15 protein-coding genes are annotated in these 15,497 nt (G+C 65.8%); 6 read left to right on the top strand and 9 right to left on the bottom strand.

All coding sequences use genetic code 11. From position 1 onward, the window contains the following. Positions 1–28: 28 nt before the first annotated feature. Positions 29–1,249 (bottom strand): helix-turn-helix domain-containing protein, encoded by a 1,221-nt coding sequence (locus E1956_RS32650; protein ID WP_134756990.1) that lies wholly within the window; start codon positions 1,247–1,249, stop codon positions 29–31. Positions 1,250–1,353: 104 nt separating this feature from the next. Between E1956_RS32650 and E1956_RS32645 the strand changes: the two genes are divergently transcribed. Then, positions 1,354–2,118: a DUF899 domain-containing protein gene (locus E1956_RS32645; RefSeq protein ID WP_134756988.1), complete on the top strand. Its 765-nt coding sequence runs from the start codon at positions 1,354–1,356 to the stop codon at positions 2,116–2,118. Between the two features lie 26 nt (positions 2,119–2,144). Continuing rightward, positions 2,145–2,975, top strand: a complete 831-nt coding sequence (locus E1956_RS32640; RefSeq protein WP_134756986.1) for a DUF2182 domain-containing protein — start codon at positions 2,145–2,147, stop codon at positions 2,973–2,975. A gap of 17 nt (positions 2,976–2,992) precedes the next feature. Here E1956_RS32640 and E1956_RS32635 read toward each other — a convergent pair whose 3' ends face one another. Both E1956_RS32635 and E1956_RS32630 read right to left on the bottom strand, forming a co-directional pair. Continuing rightward, positions 2,993–3,238 (bottom strand): hypothetical protein, encoded by a 246-nt coding sequence (locus E1956_RS32635; protein WP_134756984.1) that lies wholly within the window; start codon positions 3,236–3,238, stop codon positions 2,993–2,995. 130 nt (positions 3,239–3,368) lie between these two features. Further along, complete coding sequence (locus tag E1956_RS32630; protein WP_134756982.1) at positions 3,369–3,593, bottom strand: hypothetical protein; 225 nt, start codon at positions 3,591–3,593, stop codon at positions 3,369–3,371. Between the two features lie 310 nt (positions 3,594–3,903). Here E1956_RS32630 and E1956_RS32625 point away from each other — a divergent pair, with 310 nt between their 5' ends. Next, positions 3,904–4,623 carry a YceH family protein gene (locus E1956_RS32625; RefSeq protein WP_134756980.1) on the top strand — a complete coding sequence of 240 codons (720 nt, stop codon included), beginning with the start codon at positions 3,904–3,906 and terminating at the stop codon, positions 4,621–4,623. Between the two features lie 253 nt (positions 4,624–4,876). Here E1956_RS32625 and E1956_RS32620 read toward each other — a convergent pair whose 3' ends face one another. Then, positions 4,877–5,212 (bottom strand): hypothetical protein, encoded by a 336-nt coding sequence (locus E1956_RS32620; RefSeq protein WP_134756978.1) that lies wholly within the window; start codon positions 5,210–5,212, stop codon positions 4,877–4,879. A 185-nt stretch (positions 5,213–5,397) separates the two neighbouring features. Continuing rightward, a complete protein-coding gene (locus tag E1956_RS32615; protein WP_134756976.1) occupies positions 5,398–5,751 on the bottom strand; it encodes a DUF4148 domain-containing protein in 354 nt (117 codons plus the stop codon). Between the two features lie 556 nt (positions 5,752–6,307). Between E1956_RS32615 and E1956_RS32610 the strand changes: the two genes are divergently transcribed. Together E1956_RS32610 and E1956_RS32605 are read left to right on the top strand one after the other, a co-directional pair. After that, positions 6,308–7,819, top strand: a complete 1,512-nt coding sequence (locus tag E1956_RS32610) for a CoA-acylating methylmalonate-semialdehyde dehydrogenase (protein WP_134756974.1) — start codon at positions 6,308–6,310, stop codon at positions 7,817–7,819. A 195-nt stretch (positions 7,820–8,014) separates the two neighbouring features. After that, positions 8,015–9,724 carry a tetratricopeptide repeat protein gene (locus E1956_RS32605; protein WP_134756972.1) on the top strand — a complete coding sequence of 570 codons (1,710 nt, stop codon included), beginning with the start codon at positions 8,015–8,017 and terminating at the stop codon, positions 9,722–9,724. Here the strand turns inward: E1956_RS32605 and E1956_RS32600 are convergent. After that, positions 9,714–10,598: an AraC family transcriptional regulator gene (locus tag E1956_RS32600; RefSeq protein WP_134756969.1), complete on the bottom strand. Its 885-nt coding sequence runs from the start codon at positions 10,596–10,598 to the stop codon at positions 9,714–9,716. The genes E1956_RS32605 and E1956_RS32600 overlap by 11 nt on opposite strands. 198 nt (positions 10,599–10,796) lie before the next feature. Between E1956_RS32600 and E1956_RS32595 the strand changes: the two genes are divergently transcribed. Beyond that, positions 10,797–11,702, top strand: coding sequence for an NmrA family NAD(P)-binding protein (locus E1956_RS32595; RefSeq protein WP_134756967.1), 906 nt, complete (start codon positions 10,797–10,799; stop codon positions 11,700–11,702). 287 nt (positions 11,703–11,989) lie between these two features. On the opposite strand, the gene E1956_RS32590 is transcribed toward E1956_RS32595, so the two are convergent. The 3 genes from E1956_RS32590 to E1956_RS32580 are packed head-to-tail and all read right to left on the bottom strand — an operon-like array spanning position 11,990 to position 15,487. Continuing rightward, positions 11,990–13,663, bottom strand: a complete 1,674-nt coding sequence (locus tag E1956_RS32590) for an electron transfer flavoprotein-ubiquinone oxidoreductase (protein ID WP_134756965.1) — start codon at positions 13,661–13,663, stop codon at positions 11,990–11,992. Further along, positions 13,660–14,565 (bottom strand): HpcH/HpaI aldolase/citrate lyase family protein, encoded by a 906-nt coding sequence (locus E1956_RS32585; protein WP_134756963.1) that lies wholly within the window; start codon positions 14,563–14,565, stop codon positions 13,660–13,662. The genes E1956_RS32590 and E1956_RS32585 overlap by 4 nt, the downstream gene beginning before the upstream one ends. Continuing rightward, complete coding sequence (locus E1956_RS32580) at positions 14,555–15,487, bottom strand: electron transfer flavoprotein subunit alpha/FixB family protein (protein WP_134756961.1); 933 nt, start codon at positions 15,485–15,487, stop codon at positions 14,555–14,557. Before E1956_RS32580 ends, E1956_RS32585 begins: the two co-directional genes overlap by 11 nt. Positions 15,488–15,497: the final 10 nt, after the last annotated feature.

Raw genomic sequence — 15,497 nt, 5'->3', positions numbered from 1 at the left:
CCGTAGTCGAACACCTGATGCCATCATCCTAGTCGCCCGGCAGCGGCGCAGGGAGTAACAAGCTGGTCGCGAATCCGGGAGCGGGCGGCATGGTCCAGCGGCGCGCGCGCCCCTGGCCGAACGCCTGCACCTTCTGCCCTGCCGCCAGCGCGTCGAGCGCGCGCTGCACGGTGCGCTGGCTCGCGCCCAGCGCGAGCGCGAGCGCCGAGCTCGACCACGACTCGCCGTCCGCGAGCAGGGCGAGCACCGCTGCGTGCTGCTCTTCAACGGGCCGCGCGAGCACGGCCACCTCGCGCGCGCGGACTGGCGCGATTGCAAAACCTTGCTGCGTCGCTTCGATGTCCACGATGCCGCGAAGCAAGCCGCGCAGGCGGCCGATCTCGACGCGCAAACGCGCACGGTGCGATTCGTCGGCGTGCTTCATGCGAAACGCGCTCGCAATGAGCGCATCGCGCGGCACGTCGCCGGGCCACGCTTCGGCCAGCGCGCGCGCCAGCACGAACAGCACCGGCCGCCGCGCGAGCGGCACCACGACCGCGCCTTCGCGCACGACGTAGCGGCATGCGTCGACAACGAGCGCCTGCGACGCCAGCAATGCTTCGACATCTTCGAGCCGCATGGCGCGCGTTTCGCCCCGCACGACGAGGCGCGCCGCGGGCGCTTCGAGCAGTTGAGCCGCGCTCTGGACCTCGGCGAAAAGCGGTGCAATGCCGGCGAGACGCGCCGCATGCGCGGCAATGGCCAACGCGTCGCGGGCCGCTTTGGTCTGAATGCGCCGCATTGCTATGCCCGCGGCAATCAACGCGTGCGCCGCGCGCAAGGCAGGTGGCAAAGGTGCGGGATCGATTCCGGCGAGCAGGTCTCCCGCCTCGTCGAGCCGGCCGATCAGCAGCAGGCGGCGGATCTCCAGATAGCGCGCATGCGCGACGTTCAGGCGGTCGCCGTGCGCTTCGAGCGTGCGGCGCGCCGCATCGAGTGTGGCCACGGGCCAGCCGAGATCGCGCGAAGCCAGCGCGATTTCGGCTTGCGCAACGATGCAGCGTGCGCGCGCCACCGCTTCTCTCGCGCCAAACGCGCTTGCCGCGCGGCGCAGGAGCGCTTTCGCGCGATCGAGGTCGCCGAGCTGCGCCATGGCAATACCGCGCAGCGCGAGCGCGGGCGGGTCGTCGCGCAACGCGACGCGATTGAGCGCGCCGAGCGGGTCACCGGCGGCGAGCGCGCGCGCCGCCGCCGTGATCAGCGAATCCATGCTCATCGGAATCCCGACACACTTGTCACTCCCTCCCGTGCGAAGCCCCGGCCTAATCTACCACGGCAATCAGGTGGTTCTCGATCGATCAACAGGAGGCAATCATGGCAACGCACACGACTGGAACACGCGAGCAATGGCTCGCGGCACGGCTCGACCTGCTCGCAGCCGAGAAGGAACTCACCCGGCGCGCCGACACGCTGGCCCAGCAACGCCAGGCCATGCCGTGGGTGCGGGTCGACAAGGCGTATTCGTTCGAGACCGAGCAAGGCCAGGCAACGCTGCCGGAACTCTTCGCGGGACGCTCGCAACTGCTCGTCTATCACTTCATGTTTGGGCCCGACTACGCGGCGGGCTGCCCGTCGTGCTCGGCGCTCGCGGACGGCTTTGCTGGCAGCGTCGCCCATCTTGCGAATCACGACGTGACGCTCATGGCGGTCTCGCGCGCGCCGCTCGCGAAGCTGCTGGCCTATCGGCAACGCATGGGATGGACGTTTGCGTGGGCGTCGTCGCGCGGCAACGACTTCAACTTCGACTTCAACGTCTCGTTCACGGCCGCGCAGCAACGCGCAGGAAGCGTCGAGTACAACTACATGCGCGGCCGCCACGCGATGGACGTGGAGCCGCCGCCGGCACCCGTCGCGCAGTTCGCGGCGAGCTGCGGCACCGACGCCGCCACCTACGCGCTCGACCGCCCCGGCATGAGCGCGTTCGTGCTCGAGGACGGCGTGGTCTACCACACGTATTCGACTTACGCGCGCGGCCTCGACGGCCTGTGGAGCATGTACCAGTGGCTCGACCGCGCGCCGCGCGGACGCAACGAAGCGGGCGTCTGGTGGAAGCGGCACGACGAGTACGTCAATCGCTGAGATCGCTGAAATCGCCGGGACTGGTCATGAACATCGTCGACATCGCACGCGTGCCCGGGGCATCCCGCCGCGAGAAATCCCCGCGCGTTGCGTCGAACGCGATCCTGATCGGCGCGGCGGCGCTGCTCTTCGCGGCAAGCGCGGCCACGACCGTGCGGCGCTACGCGTACATGGCGACGATGAGCGGAACGCCAATGGCGGGACGCTGGATGCTATCGGCGATCTGGACGCCAATGTGCGGGCAGACGTGGCTGCATGCCGCCGCCTCGTTCGCCTGCATGTGGGCGGTCATGATGCCCGCGATGATGCTGCCCGTGCTCGTGCCGATGCTGCTACGGGAGCGCACGACGTGGCGCGATATCGCACCCATTCGATCTGCATTACTAATCATATTGGCCGGCACGGGGTACTTCCTGGTATGGATGCTTGCCGGGTGCGCTGTATTTCCACTAGGCGCCGCGCTCGCCGCAATCGCGCTGCGGGTGCCGGCGTTCGCTCACGCTGCGCCTGCCGCCGCGGGCGCGGTCGTTGTGCTCGCGAGCCTGCTGCAATTCACGTCGTGGAAAGCGAAGCGGCTCGCCTGGTGCCATGACATGCGCCAATGCACGCGGCACGCTCCAGCGAGTGCATGTGCGGCCCTGCGCCGTGGGATGCGCCTCGGACTGAGTTGCGCAAGCTGCTGCGGCAACTGGATGATTGTGCTGCTCGCGCTCGGCGTAATGGATCTGGGGTCGATGGCCATCGTGACGGCCGCCATCGCCGCCGAGCGTATGGCGCCGTGTCAGGGGCAGATCGCGCGGATCCTCGGGCTTGCCGGCGTTGCTGCGGGTGTGTCGATGATGGTGCGGGGTTTTTGATGCATCGACGACCGGCTTTACTGCGCGCGGTTCGCGGCGCTCTGGTGCCGCGCTGACGCGGCGAGCGCCCGGGTCACGCTCTCATGCCACATGGGTTCGAAGCGCCGTTCGCCTACGGCGCGCCCCCAGGCGACCACCCAGCGCGTCGCCATGATCCGCTCATCGGCGGAGTCGACTTGAATGAGCCGCTTCATCGCGAGGGAAAGGCGCTGCATGGCGTAACGCTTGCGGCGCGTCTCGATCTCGGTTCGCATCATCGTCATACCTTTTCGGGTTGCGTGACTGGCAAAACAGAAGACCGAGTAGACCAGAAAGTTTGTTCAGTAGGGGCCGAAAATGCAACCTGGCCGTATTGGAGGAAACGCGAACAGGCCCGCAAGACCGGGCCCCGTTTTATTGCTCGAAAACCGCGAGCGCGCCCTCACGGAGATCATAAAGTGCGCGATCTCCGTCTCGCCGGGCTTCGGTTTCGTGGACGTACGTGGTCTCGCTATAGGCGATGACCTTGAAACCGCTGCCAGCAGGCCGCGGAACGGTAATACCCCAATGCCAGCCGCCTTCTTGCTCGAAGACATGCAGCCTCGGGGACGAGTGCAGCGTTGGCGTTTCGGACGTCATGATGGCACGCCCTCCTTTGAATGAAAGCATTCGACGTCAATAGCAGACTCAACCAGTGTAGGCGTCATTTTGCTGCGCTGCAATAAGGATTGTTACTGACTGTTTGCGCGGCACCACGCTTCGTGTCCATATAGCGGGACTTCGGGCAATCACGCCAGGCGAACGATGTTGCAAAGCGCAATAAAAATTACAAAGCAGGCGGCGCACCGTCGCTGCGCGGCAGCACGACACGCAATGCGCATCGATTCGCAAGCGCGAGCCGAGCAGGTATCATCGAATCCCGTAAAAACTCCCCTGCCCGCCACCGCTTATGAACACCCCTGCCGATGCTTCCTCGCCGCGCACGCTGCGTGCGCTCACGCCGCTTGAAGCCCGCATCGTCGGCGTGCTGGTCGAGAAGCAGCACACCGTGCCGGACACCTATCCGCTCTCGCTGAACGCGCTCACCTCGGGGTGCAACCAGAAGACCGCGCGCACGCCGGTCATGAACGTGAGCGAGGCCGAGGCGCTGAACGCCATCGAAGACCTCAAACTGGTGAGTCTCGTGTTCGAAGGCAGCAGCAGCCGCGTGCCGCGCTTCGAGCACAATCTGAACCGCGTGCTGGGCGTGCCGGCGCAGGCCGTTGCGCTGCTCACCGTGCTCATGCTGCGCGGCGCGCAAACCGGCGCCGAGTTGCGCCTGAACTCCGCGCGCCTGCACGGTTTCGCCGACGTGTCGTCGGTCGAGGCCTTTCTGAGCGAACTCGCGGAACGCGAGCCGCCGCTCGTGGTGAAGCTGCCGCGCGCGCCCGGCGAGCGCGAAAGCCGCTGGATGCACCTGCTGTGCGGCGAGGTGAGCGTGAGCGCAGCCACGCTGGCCGGTGCGGATGCCGGCGAACGCGAAGCGGGCGGCGTGACGCCCGACGAGTACGAAGCGCTCAAGGCCGAACAACAGCGCCTCTCCGACGAAGTCGCGCGCCTGCAGACGATGGTCGAGCGCATGGCCGAGGAACTGGGTATTTCTATCGAGAAGCTCTCGGGCGCCGCATAACGCAGCAAGGGGCGGCCTGAGCGCCGCCCGCACGTCGCGGACGCGCATATCGCGGGCGTGCATGTCGTGGACACGTGCATCGCATACGCGCATGTCGCAAACGTGCACGTCGCAAACGCGCATGTCGCAAACGCGCATGTCGATATCGAATCGGCATGCGCGTCGCTTTCTTCGCGATCCTAATCATATCCATCTTCACACAGGGACAGGCCGGCGCTCTCGCGGCCGGGCCGCGAGAGCGCCGCCGCGCACGTCATTGCCCGATCTGGCGGCTGACGTGGTTCTCCTGCTGATTCAGCGCGCGGTCATCCGCTCGCGTGATGTGGCTGCCGTCCTGGCTCGCCATCAGACGCTCTTCCTGGCGAATCTGGTGATCGTCGCGATGCAGACGGGCGGCTTGCGCGTGGGACATCTCGCCCTCTCTGACTTCGTTGTGAATGCGCCGGTCCTGATTCGCCAGCCGATGATTGACTTCGACGCGGCGTCCGTGCGTGGCGTCCCAGTGCGTAGAGGTCGAAGCGGACGCCGTCCCGGCGAACGCAAGCGTGAGGGTGGCGATGGCGGCAAGATAAACGGGCAACGTACGCATGATGTTCTCCCTTGGGGTTTCCGTGAAGGTCGACGACGGAACTATTCCGTCCATCCGCTCAACGCTGCCCGTTGCCGCGATGTTGACGTTGCATCTGTGAGTTCTGCAACCGTATATTTCCGCCGCCGGGCCGATCCGGGCCGGGCCGATCCGGCGCGCCTCGCGGCGGCGGCGGCTGCGCGGCATTACGAGTGGGCGTAGATCGGTTCGAGGCCTACGACATCCGCCTGAGCACCCGATCCCTGCGGCGTGCGCGCTTCGTGCATGGGCGCCGCGTGTCCGCCCGCCGCCGAACTGCCGCTCGTCACGCCGCCGTAGGCGGCATTCGCATTGCCCTGGCCGGCGTCGAGATGCGCGAGCGCGACTTGCAGGTTCGCGGGGTATTGCGTGTTGTCACTGGCGGGGCGATAGCCGCTCTGCTCGAGTTGGACGAGTTGTGCGCGGACTTCTGCGCGGGTGAGCGCGTGATCGGTCTGAGCGAACGAAATAGCGGGAACGGCAACGACAGCGGCGGCAATAAGGGTGCGAACGAGGTTCATGACTTTCTCCAGAGGTAAAGGAAGATCGCAATAAAGGTCTGCATCAAGACGGTACGCATGCGCCGCAATCCTGCTGCACGTGCGTGGTGTCCGAATTGATCGCAATTCGTGAATCCGTCTTGCGTGTAGGTATTTGAATCCTCGAACGTATCTCGCTTGTTTCCGCAACCGGGCCTTTTGCAAGCCGGTGTGTCTTTGTGCGCTACAGATACATTGCGGTACAAACTGGCAACGCATGCGCTGTGTTCTTAAGCGCATCAAGAGCGCGCGCTCGCAGGCAGCACGGGGCCGATACGGGTTGCCCGTGGAGCGGGCCACGGCACGGCGTAATGCGGATTGCGCCGACGGCCCCCACGCCAGCGGCAGCCCCTGCCAGGCAGCCTTCCGGAGCGCCACGAAGCGTGGTGTACTGGCCTGCGCTGCGCCGCAGCATCTTTCATCGTTTCGCCATTCCATTGTTCACACAGGAAAACAATCAATTCAGTGCACGAGTCTTTGCAGCGCGCCGCCACCTCCGTACACTGGCCTCCATCAACCCACCTGGCGAGGAGATGAGATGCAGGCCTATACCGATAGCGCAGACGTAGTCCACTTCATTGGCGGCAAGAGCGAGCGCGGCACGGGCGACCGTACCCAGCCGGTGTTCAACCCGGCCACGGGCGCGACCGCGCGGCGACTGGTACTGGGCGAGGCCGCCGACGTCGATGCCGCCGTGGCGAGCGCGAAAGCCGCGTTCCCGGCGTGGAGCAACACGCCGCCCATCCGGCGCGCACGCGTGCTGCTGCGCTTCCTCGAGCTCATGAACCGCCACAAGGACGAGCTGGCCGCCATCATCACCGCCGAGCACGGCAAGGTGTTCGCCGACGCGCAAGGCGAAGTCGCACGCGGCATCGACATCATCGAATTCGCCTGCGGCGCGCCGCAACTGCTCAAGGGCGATTACACCGAGCAGGTCTCCACGGGCATGGACAACTGGACCGTGCGCCAGCCGCTGGGCGTGGTCGCCGGCATCACGCCGTTCAACTTCCCGTGCATGGTGCCGTGCTGGATGTTCCCGGTCGCGCTGGCCGCGGGCTGCACCTTCGTGCTCAAGCCGAGCGAGCGCGATCCTTCGGCGTCGCTGTTCATGGCGCGCCTGCTCAAGGAAGCCGGCCTGCCCGATGGCGTGTTCAACGTCGTGCAGGGCGACAAGGTAGCCGTGGACGCGCTGCTCACGCACCGCGACGTGAAGGCCGTGAGCTTCGTCGGCTCCACGCCCATCGCCAGCTACATCTACGAGACCGGCGCGAAGCACGGCAAGCGCGTGCAGGCGCTCGGCGGCGCGAAGAACCACATGGTCGTGATGCCCGACGCCGACCTCGACCAGGCCGTGGACGCGCTGATCGGCGCCGGCTACGGCTCGGCGGGCGAGCGCTGCATGGCAATCTCGGTCGCGGTGCTGGTGGGCGACGTGGCCGACAAGATCGTGCCGCGCCTCGCGGAGCGCGCGCGCCAGCTCGTCGTGAAGAACGGCATGGAAGCCGACGCGGAAATGGGCCCGATCGTCACGCGCCAGGCGCTCGAGCGCATCGAAGGCTATATCGCAACCGGCGTGGAAGAAGGTGCGACGCTCGTGGTGGACGGCCGCGGCCTCAAGGTGCCGGGCCACGAAAACGGCTTCTTCACCGGCGGCACGCTGTTCGACAACGTCACGCCCGAGATGCGCATCTACAAGGAAGAGATTTTCGGGCCGGTGCTGGCCTGCGTGCGCGTCGACGACTTCGCACACGCCGTGCAGTTGATCAACGACCACGAGTTCGGCAACGGCGTGGCCTGCTTCACGCGTGACGGCAACGTGGCGCGCGAGTTCGGCCGCCAGATCGAAGTGGGCATGGTCGGCATCAACGTGCCGATTCCGGTGCCGATGGCATGGCACGGCTTTGGCGGCTGGAAGCGCAGCCTGTTCGGCGACATGCATGCCTATGGCGAAGAAGGCGTGCGCTTCTACACGAAGCAGAAGTCGATCATGCAGCGCTGGCCGGAAAGCACCGAAAAGGGTGCGGAGTTCACGATGCCCGTGGCCAAGTAATTCGTAGCACGAAGTAAAAGCAGACTGCGCCACTGCCCGCCACACGCGGGCAGTGGCGCATTTGTATTTTGGGGACGCAGCAGCACACGGGTGGTCGCCGCCGCAAAATCAGGCTGCTTTTAGGAATTATCCCGTTCAAGCTGCGAACGAGGCGTAGCAGGATGGACGACCCGCACAACAGACAAAGGTGAAAGCATGTGGAGCGCTGAATCCTGGCTGGCGTCTCAAACGCTTTACTCGTCCGGACACTACGACGAGGCACTGGCGCATCTCGAGCGGTTGCTGCAATCCGCGCCCTCACAGAGGCAAGCCATCGAGCTTGCCGCACGCTGCCTCCACGGGCTCCGCCACGCAGCCGGCGAACCGCCCGGCACGCAGTCGGGGCAACACGCGCAGGTTCGCCCGGCCGATCAGGCGGAGGCGCTCAACAGTCTCGGCTGCTGGTTTTATGGCCGGGGGCAATTACCGCAAGCGGAACACACCCTCGAACTGGCGCTTTCGGTCAAGCCAGACTGGCCAGAAGCGCTGAACAATCTCGGCCTCGTATTGCGCGCGCAGCAGCGCGAAGCGGAGGCGGAAGTCGCATTGCGGCGTGCGCTCGCCATCGCCCCGGACACTGTCCCCGCGCGCAACAACCTCGCCGTGCTGCTCTGGCAAATGAAGCGCCTCGATCAGGCCGAAGCCGAATATCGCTGGATTCTCGGCATTCAACCCGGCTACGCACTCGCACACAATAATCTCGGGTTGGTCCTGCTGGACCTCGGCAAGCCCCGGGACGCGGAAGTCGCATTCCGGCATGCGCTGGCGATCGACGCCAGCACGCCGGAGATGCACAACAACCTGGGCAATGCGCTGAATCGGCAAGGCCGCAGCAGCGAGGCCATTGCCGCTTATCGCGAGGCGCTGTCACTGCGCCCCGACTACGCGACCGCACGCGGGAACCTTGCAATGCTGCTGCTGGGACTTGGCGACTTCGAGGAAGGCTGGCGCCACTTCGAAGCGCGCAATGAAGCGTCCGCCGACACGCCCAACCGGCGGCAACCGCCGGTTCCTTATCCGAAATGGCGCGGCGAGCCTCTGGAGGGCAAGTCGCTGCTTGTCTGGCCTGAGCAGGGTTATGGCGACCTGCTGCAATTCTGCCGTTATCTGCCCTTGCTGAAGGCGCGCGGGGTGGCGAGGCTCGGCGTTGCCTGCCCGCCCGCGCTGAAGCGGCTTTTCGAAGGCCTGGAGGGCGTGGACGCACTCTATCCGCTCGACGGCACAGGCACGATTCCCGGCCATGACTACTGGTGCCTGATGCTGAGCCTGCCAATGCATTTCGGCACGACGCTCGAGACGATCCCGGCCCACACGCCCTATCTGCGCGTACCCGCTGACCTGACGCGCGAGTGGCGCGCGCGATTGCCCACAGGCGGCTTCAAGGTCGGTCTCGTCTGGGCCGGCGATCCACGGCCGCACGACCGCGCGTTGAATGCGATCGACCAGCGCCGCTCCCTGCCAGCGCGCGCGTTCTTGCCCTTGCTGCGCATCGCGGAGCGTGCGGATGTGCACTTCGTGAGCTTGCAGAAGGGCGCGGCGTCTCAACCCCAGATCGAAGACTTGCCGGCGAACCTGCGACCCTTCGATCCGATGGGCAGCGTGCACGACTTCGCCGACACCGCCGCGATCATCGAAGGTCTGGACCTCGTGATCACCGCGGATACCTCGGTGGCGCACCTCGCCGGGGCGCTGAACAAGCCCGTGTGGATACTCTCGCGCTACGACGGCTGCTGGCGCTGGCTGCGCGAGCGCGACGACACCCCTTGGTATCCGCGCGCGCGCCTGTTTCGCCAAACCGAGCCCGGCAACTGGGCCGGCGTCATCCATCGCGCGACGCAAGCGCTGGAGCGTCTGCTCAAGCCGTGAAGCGGGCCGCCCTGTCGCGCATGATCTCGCGCGGCGTCACGCCGAGCACGCGATTCATCCAGTGCGCCAGATGGCTCTGATGCGCGAAGCCCACCTCCAGCGCGACCTGGGTCGCGTTGAGGCCGCCCTTCAGTAACAGCGTCTTCGCGCGTTCCACCCGCCGCCGCACCACGTATTGGTGCACCGGCATGCCCAACGTCGCGCGAAACAGCACCTTGAAATGGGGCACGCTCAGCTCGGCCAAAGCAGCCAGCTCAGCGAGCGTGAGACGCGCATCGAGGTGGCTCTCGATGTAATCGGTCACGCGTGCGGCAAGGCGCGGCGAGAGCACGGCGACGCGCCGCGCTTCGAGCGGCCCGGCGGCGTCGAGCAGGCGCACCGCGATCGCCGTGCCGATGCTTTCCGCGTACAGCGGGTCCGACGCTTCGCCCGCTTCGAGCTCGGCGCGCAGCGCCCATGCGAGGTGCTGCAAGCGCGCATCGCGCATCTGCAGGCGCGGCTGAATCGTTGCGGTACCGGGCTTGCGCACGAGCTGCCCGGCGATCTCGCGCACGAACGTGTCCTCAAGGCGGATGCTGAGCACCGTGCAGTCGGCGTCGTCGGTCCATACGCCGTCGAGTCCTGCGGGAACGACGTCGGCATCGCCTTCGGCCTGGATGCGCGCGAGGCGCACGCCATCGCAGGCGCAATGCGCGCGCACCGGGGCGCCAAAATGCACGCCGACACGGTGGTATGCCGTGCCGGGAATGCGATGCCGCCCCGCCGAAATGGCCAGCATTTGCGCGCCGAAGCCGCGCCAGTCCAATGCGTCACTGCTTGCGAGCGTCACGCGGCCAACCGCCGGTGCTATCGCGTCTTCCAGCACTGCATTCATGGCATTCCCCATTGCGCGCCACCCGGGCGGCCCGCTGCGCAAAACGTCGAGCGGCCAGTCTAGTGGATTCGGGACGCCAGGCGCAACGCACCTGGAATGCATCATCTAGATTTGCTCGCTTCGATCCTTCCCTGCGCGTCTTGCCGTCCCGGCCCCTTTACGATCTGACCACCCCCATCGACCAGGACAGGAGTCGTCATGTACGTCATATTTGGAGCCTCGGGTAACGCCGGATTCGCAACGGCCGCAGCGCTGCGGCAGGCGGGCCGCGCCGTGCGCGCGGTCGTGCGCGACACGCGTCATGGCGCGCGCCTTGCCGCGCTCGGCTGCGAGGTCGCGCTCGCAGATTTGACCGACCTGGCATCGGTAGCCGCGGCGATGCGCGGCGCGCAGGCGGTGCAGATGCTTTGTCCGGTGCCCGTGGCCGATGCGGATCCCGAGGCGACGATGCGCAAGGTAATCGACGTCGCCGCCGAGGCCCTGCGCGCGGACCCGCCCGAGACCGTGCTCGCGCTGTCCGACTACGGCGCCGAACTGGATGCGAATACCGGCATCACGCGGCTTTTTCATTACCTCGAGGAGCAATTGAAGCCCATCGCCGGCCGGCTGATTCTGCTTCGTTCTGCTGAGCATATGCAAAACTGGCGCCGCACGATTCCTGCGGCGCTGGCCTCGGGCGTGCTGCCGAGTTTTCATCATCCGTTGAACAAGCGCTTTCCCACGGTCGCGGCGCAGGACGTTGGCACCGCATCGGCGGAACTGCTGCTCGACGCGGCGCGCGGCAATGGCACCCGCGTCGTGAGCATCGAGGGGCCGAGGCGGATCAGCGCGGCGTACGTTGCCGACGTACTCGCCGAGATCGGCGGCCAGGAGATGGTCGCGCGCGAACTGCCGCGCGAGCAGTGGACCCCGGTGCTGCTGCGCGCGGGGCTCAGCGAGCGTCATGCGCGGTTGATCACCGATCTCTACGATGTGCATAACGCCGGCAAGATCGACGTCGAGTTCGGCATGCATGAGCGGCGCTTCGGCAAGACGGAGTTGATCGAGGTGTTTGCGCCGATCGTTGCGGGTTTGCGCACGGAGGCGCGCTTGCAGGGGGCTTGAGGTTGGCGCGGCCGCTGCGGCGTGTAGCGGCCCGACACCACCCGACCTTTGGGGCGCCAGGCAGATCATTCGCGACCCGGCAAGGCCCTCGTTCCCGAGCGGGAACGAGGAGGCGTCATTGCACGCTCCGTCGTTCAATTCGTATCCGATCGGGTACGGGGAACACTCCCCACGACCTCAACGTCTACTTTCGTTCCCGTATGGGAACGTGGTACTCCATCGCCAGCGTTCTTGTGCAATAACGTACCCGGCGTCTCCTCGATCCGCCGATCTCCCGGTCCCCCATCCTACATGTTCGGATAGTTGGGTCCACCGCCGCCTTCGGGCGTGACCCACACGATGTTCTGCGTGGGATCCTTGATGTCGCAGGTCTTGCAGTGCACGCAGTTCTGCGCGTTGATCTGCAGGCGGTCGTCTTCCGAATCGCCTTTCACGAATTCGTAAACGCCAGCCGGACAGAAGCGCGACTCGGGACCCGCGTAGGTCTTGAGGTTGATGCCGACCGGCACTGTTGCGTCCTTCAGCGTCAAGTGCGCGGGCTGGTTCTCTTCGTGATTCGTATTGGAAATAAACACGGAAGAGAGACGGTCGAACGTGAGCTTGCCGTCGGGCTTCGGATACTCGATCGGCTTGCATTGCGAGGCCGGGCGCAGCATTTCGTGGTCGCGATGCTGGTGATGGAGCGTCCACGGCACGTTGCCGCCCAGCAGCTTCTGCTCGATGCCCACCATCAGCGTGCCCAGGTACAGGCCCTTGCTCATCCACTGCTTGAAGTTGCGCGCCTTGTAGAGCTCGGTGTAGAGCCACGACTGCTTGAACGCTTCCGGATAGGCCGTCAGTTCATCGCTCTGGCGGCCTGCCTGCACCGCATCGAACGCGGCTTCCGCCGCGAGCATGCCAGTCTTGATCGCCGCATGGCTGCCCTTGATGCGTGCCGCGTTCAGGAAGCCCGCGTCGTCGCCTACCAGCGCGCCGCCCGGGAACACGAGCTTCGGCAGCGACATCAAACCGCCCGCCGTCATCGCACGCGCGCCATACGAGACGCGCTTGCCGCCTTCGAGATACTTGCGGATCGCCGGATGCGTCTTGTAGCGCTGGAATTCCTCGAAGGGCGAGAGATAGGGGTTCTGGTATGCGAGACCGACGACAAACCCCACCATCACCTGGTTGTTGTCGATGTGATAGAGGAACGAGCCGCCGTAGGTGTCCTTTTCGAGCGGCCAGCCTGCCGTGTGGATCACCAGACCCGGCTTGTGCTTTGCCGGATCGATCTCCCACAGCTCCTTGATGCCGATGCCATAGACCTGCGGGTCCGCATCCTTGCCCAGCTTGAGCTTTTCGTTGAGCTGACGGCCCAGGTGCCCGCGGCAACCTTCGGCAAACAGCGTGTACTTGGCGTGCAGCTCCATGCCGAGCTGGAAGTTCTCGGTAGGCTCGCCATCCTTGCCCACGCCCATGTTGCCGGTGGCCACGCCCTTGACCGCGCCATCGTCGTTGTAGAGCACTTCCGCAGCCGGAAAGCCCGGGAAGATCTCCACGCCCAGCGCCTCGGCCTGCTGGCCCAGCCAGCGCGTGACGTTCGCGAGGCTGATCACGTAGTTGCCGTGATTCTTGAAGTTGTCCGGCAGCGCCCAGTTGGGCACGGCCTTCGCACCGCTTTCCGTAAGGAACAGGAATTGATCTTCGGCCACGGGCACGTTCAACGGCGCACCTTGCTCCTTCCAGTCGGGGATCAGTTCGTCGATGGCGCGCGGGTCCATCACCGCGCCCGAGAGGATATGCGCTCCGATCTCCGAGCCTTTCTCCAGCACGCATACGCCGATCTCGACGCCTTTCTCTGCTGCCAGCTGCTTCAGGCGGATCGCCGCGGACAGGCCCGCCGGGCCGCCGCCTACGATCACCACGTCGTATTCCATCGACTCGCGTGGGCCGTATTGCTCCAAAAGACTTGCGGGGGTCATTCGGCCACCACCTCGGGATTTTCAGCTTGTTGTTTGAGCGTTGCCGCCAACGCGAGAATCCGTTGCGCACGCAACATAACGGGGCGGTCGACCATCTTGCCGTCCACAGTGATCGCGCCCGCGCCGGCCTTGCTCGCCGCATCGGCCACGCGCGCCGCCCAGGCGAGCTCCTGCTCGCTCGGCCGATAGCAACGGTGCACGGCCTCGATCTGCTTCGGATGAATGCAAAGCTTCGCGCCGAAGCCGAGCCGCTTGCCGTTCAGCGCATCGCGCTCGATGCGCGCGAGATCGTGGATATCGGGCGTGACGCCATCGACGGGTGCCTCGATGCCGGCCACGCGCGAGATGAGCGCGAGTTGGCTCCGATAATGATTGAGCGGCTCGCCGTCGTCGGGCATGTCCATATCGGCGATGAAATCGAGCGTGCCGAACATCAGGCGCTTCACGAAAGGCGCCCTGGCAATGGCCATCGCGTTCCACATGCCCTGCGCGCTCTCGATCAGCGGATAGACAGGCACACGCCGCCGCGCGATGGCGACGACCGACGTGACGTCCTCGGCGCACTCGGCCTTGGGCAGCACGATACCCGCTACGCCATCGAGCGCGCCTAGCCTCGCGTCCTGTTCGAACCACGGCGTGGCGCGCGCATTGATGCGCACCAGCACCGGGTGGCAGCGCGACACCCAGCTCGCGATGGCCTCGCGCGCGGCATCCTTCGCCGATGGCTCGACGGCGTCTTCGAGATCGACGATGACCGCGTCCGCGCCGCTGGACAGCGCCCGTTCGAAACGTTCGGGACGGCTGCCCGGCACGAACAGGTACGACTGCGGCGAGAATGCCGACTGCGCGGCGCTCTCGCGCAAGGGCGCAAGGCCCGGTGCGACGTGCACGTCAGAGGCCATGCTCGAGCTCCGGCACGACCGTGAACAGATCGCCCACGAGGCCATAGTCGGCGACGCTGAAGATCGGTGCTTCTTCGTCCTTGTTGATCGCCACGATCACCTTCGAGTCCTTCATGCCCGCGAGATGCTGGATCGCGCCCGAGATACCCACCGCGATGTAGAGCTGCGGCGCGACGATCTTGCCGGTCTGGCCGACCTGGTAATCGTTGGGGACGTAGCCCGCATCCACCGCTGCGCGCGAGGCACCCAGCGCTGCGTTGAGCTTGTCGGCGAGCGGCTCCAGAACCTTCGTGTAGTTCTCGCCGCTACCGAGGCCACGGCCACCCGAGACGATGATCTTCGCGCTCGTGAGTTCCGGACGGTCGAGCTTCGTGACTTCACGGCTCAGGAATTGCGACAGGCCGCTGTCGGCTGCCGCTTCGAGCTTCTCTATCGCTGCGCTGCCGCCTTCGGCCGCGACTGCGTCGAAGCCGGTCGTGCGAACGGTGATCACCTTGATCGGGTCTTGCGACTGAACCGTTGCAATTGCGTTTCCCGCATAGATCGGACGCTCGAACGTGTCCGGCGAATCCACCGCCGTGATATCGCTAATCTGCGCAACGTCCAGCTTCGCAGCAATGCGCGGGGTAACGTTCTTGCCCGCTGCCGTCGAGGGCGCAAGAATGTGCGAGTAGTGCTTTGCGATGCTCAGGACCGTGGCCTCGACATTTTCGGCAAGACCCGCTTCGAGTTGTGGTGCGTCGGCCAGCAGCACCTTCACAACGCCGGCGATCTTCGCGGCCGCGTCGGCAGCAGCCTGGGCGTTGTGGCCTGCGATCAGCACGTGCACATCGCCGCCGATTTTCTGCGCGGCAGCCACGGTGTTCAGCGTTGCCGCCTTGATCGATGCGTTGTCGTGTTCGGCAATAACCAGATTCGTCATTTTGTTTCTC

It is taken from the genome of Paraburkholderia pallida, assembly GCF_004524855.1.
GTDB classification, from domain to species: domain Bacteria; phylum Pseudomonadota; class Gammaproteobacteria; order Burkholderiales; family Burkholderiaceae; genus Paraburkholderia; species Paraburkholderia oxyphila.
This window is presented reverse-complemented; position numbering and strand designations above follow the sequence as displayed.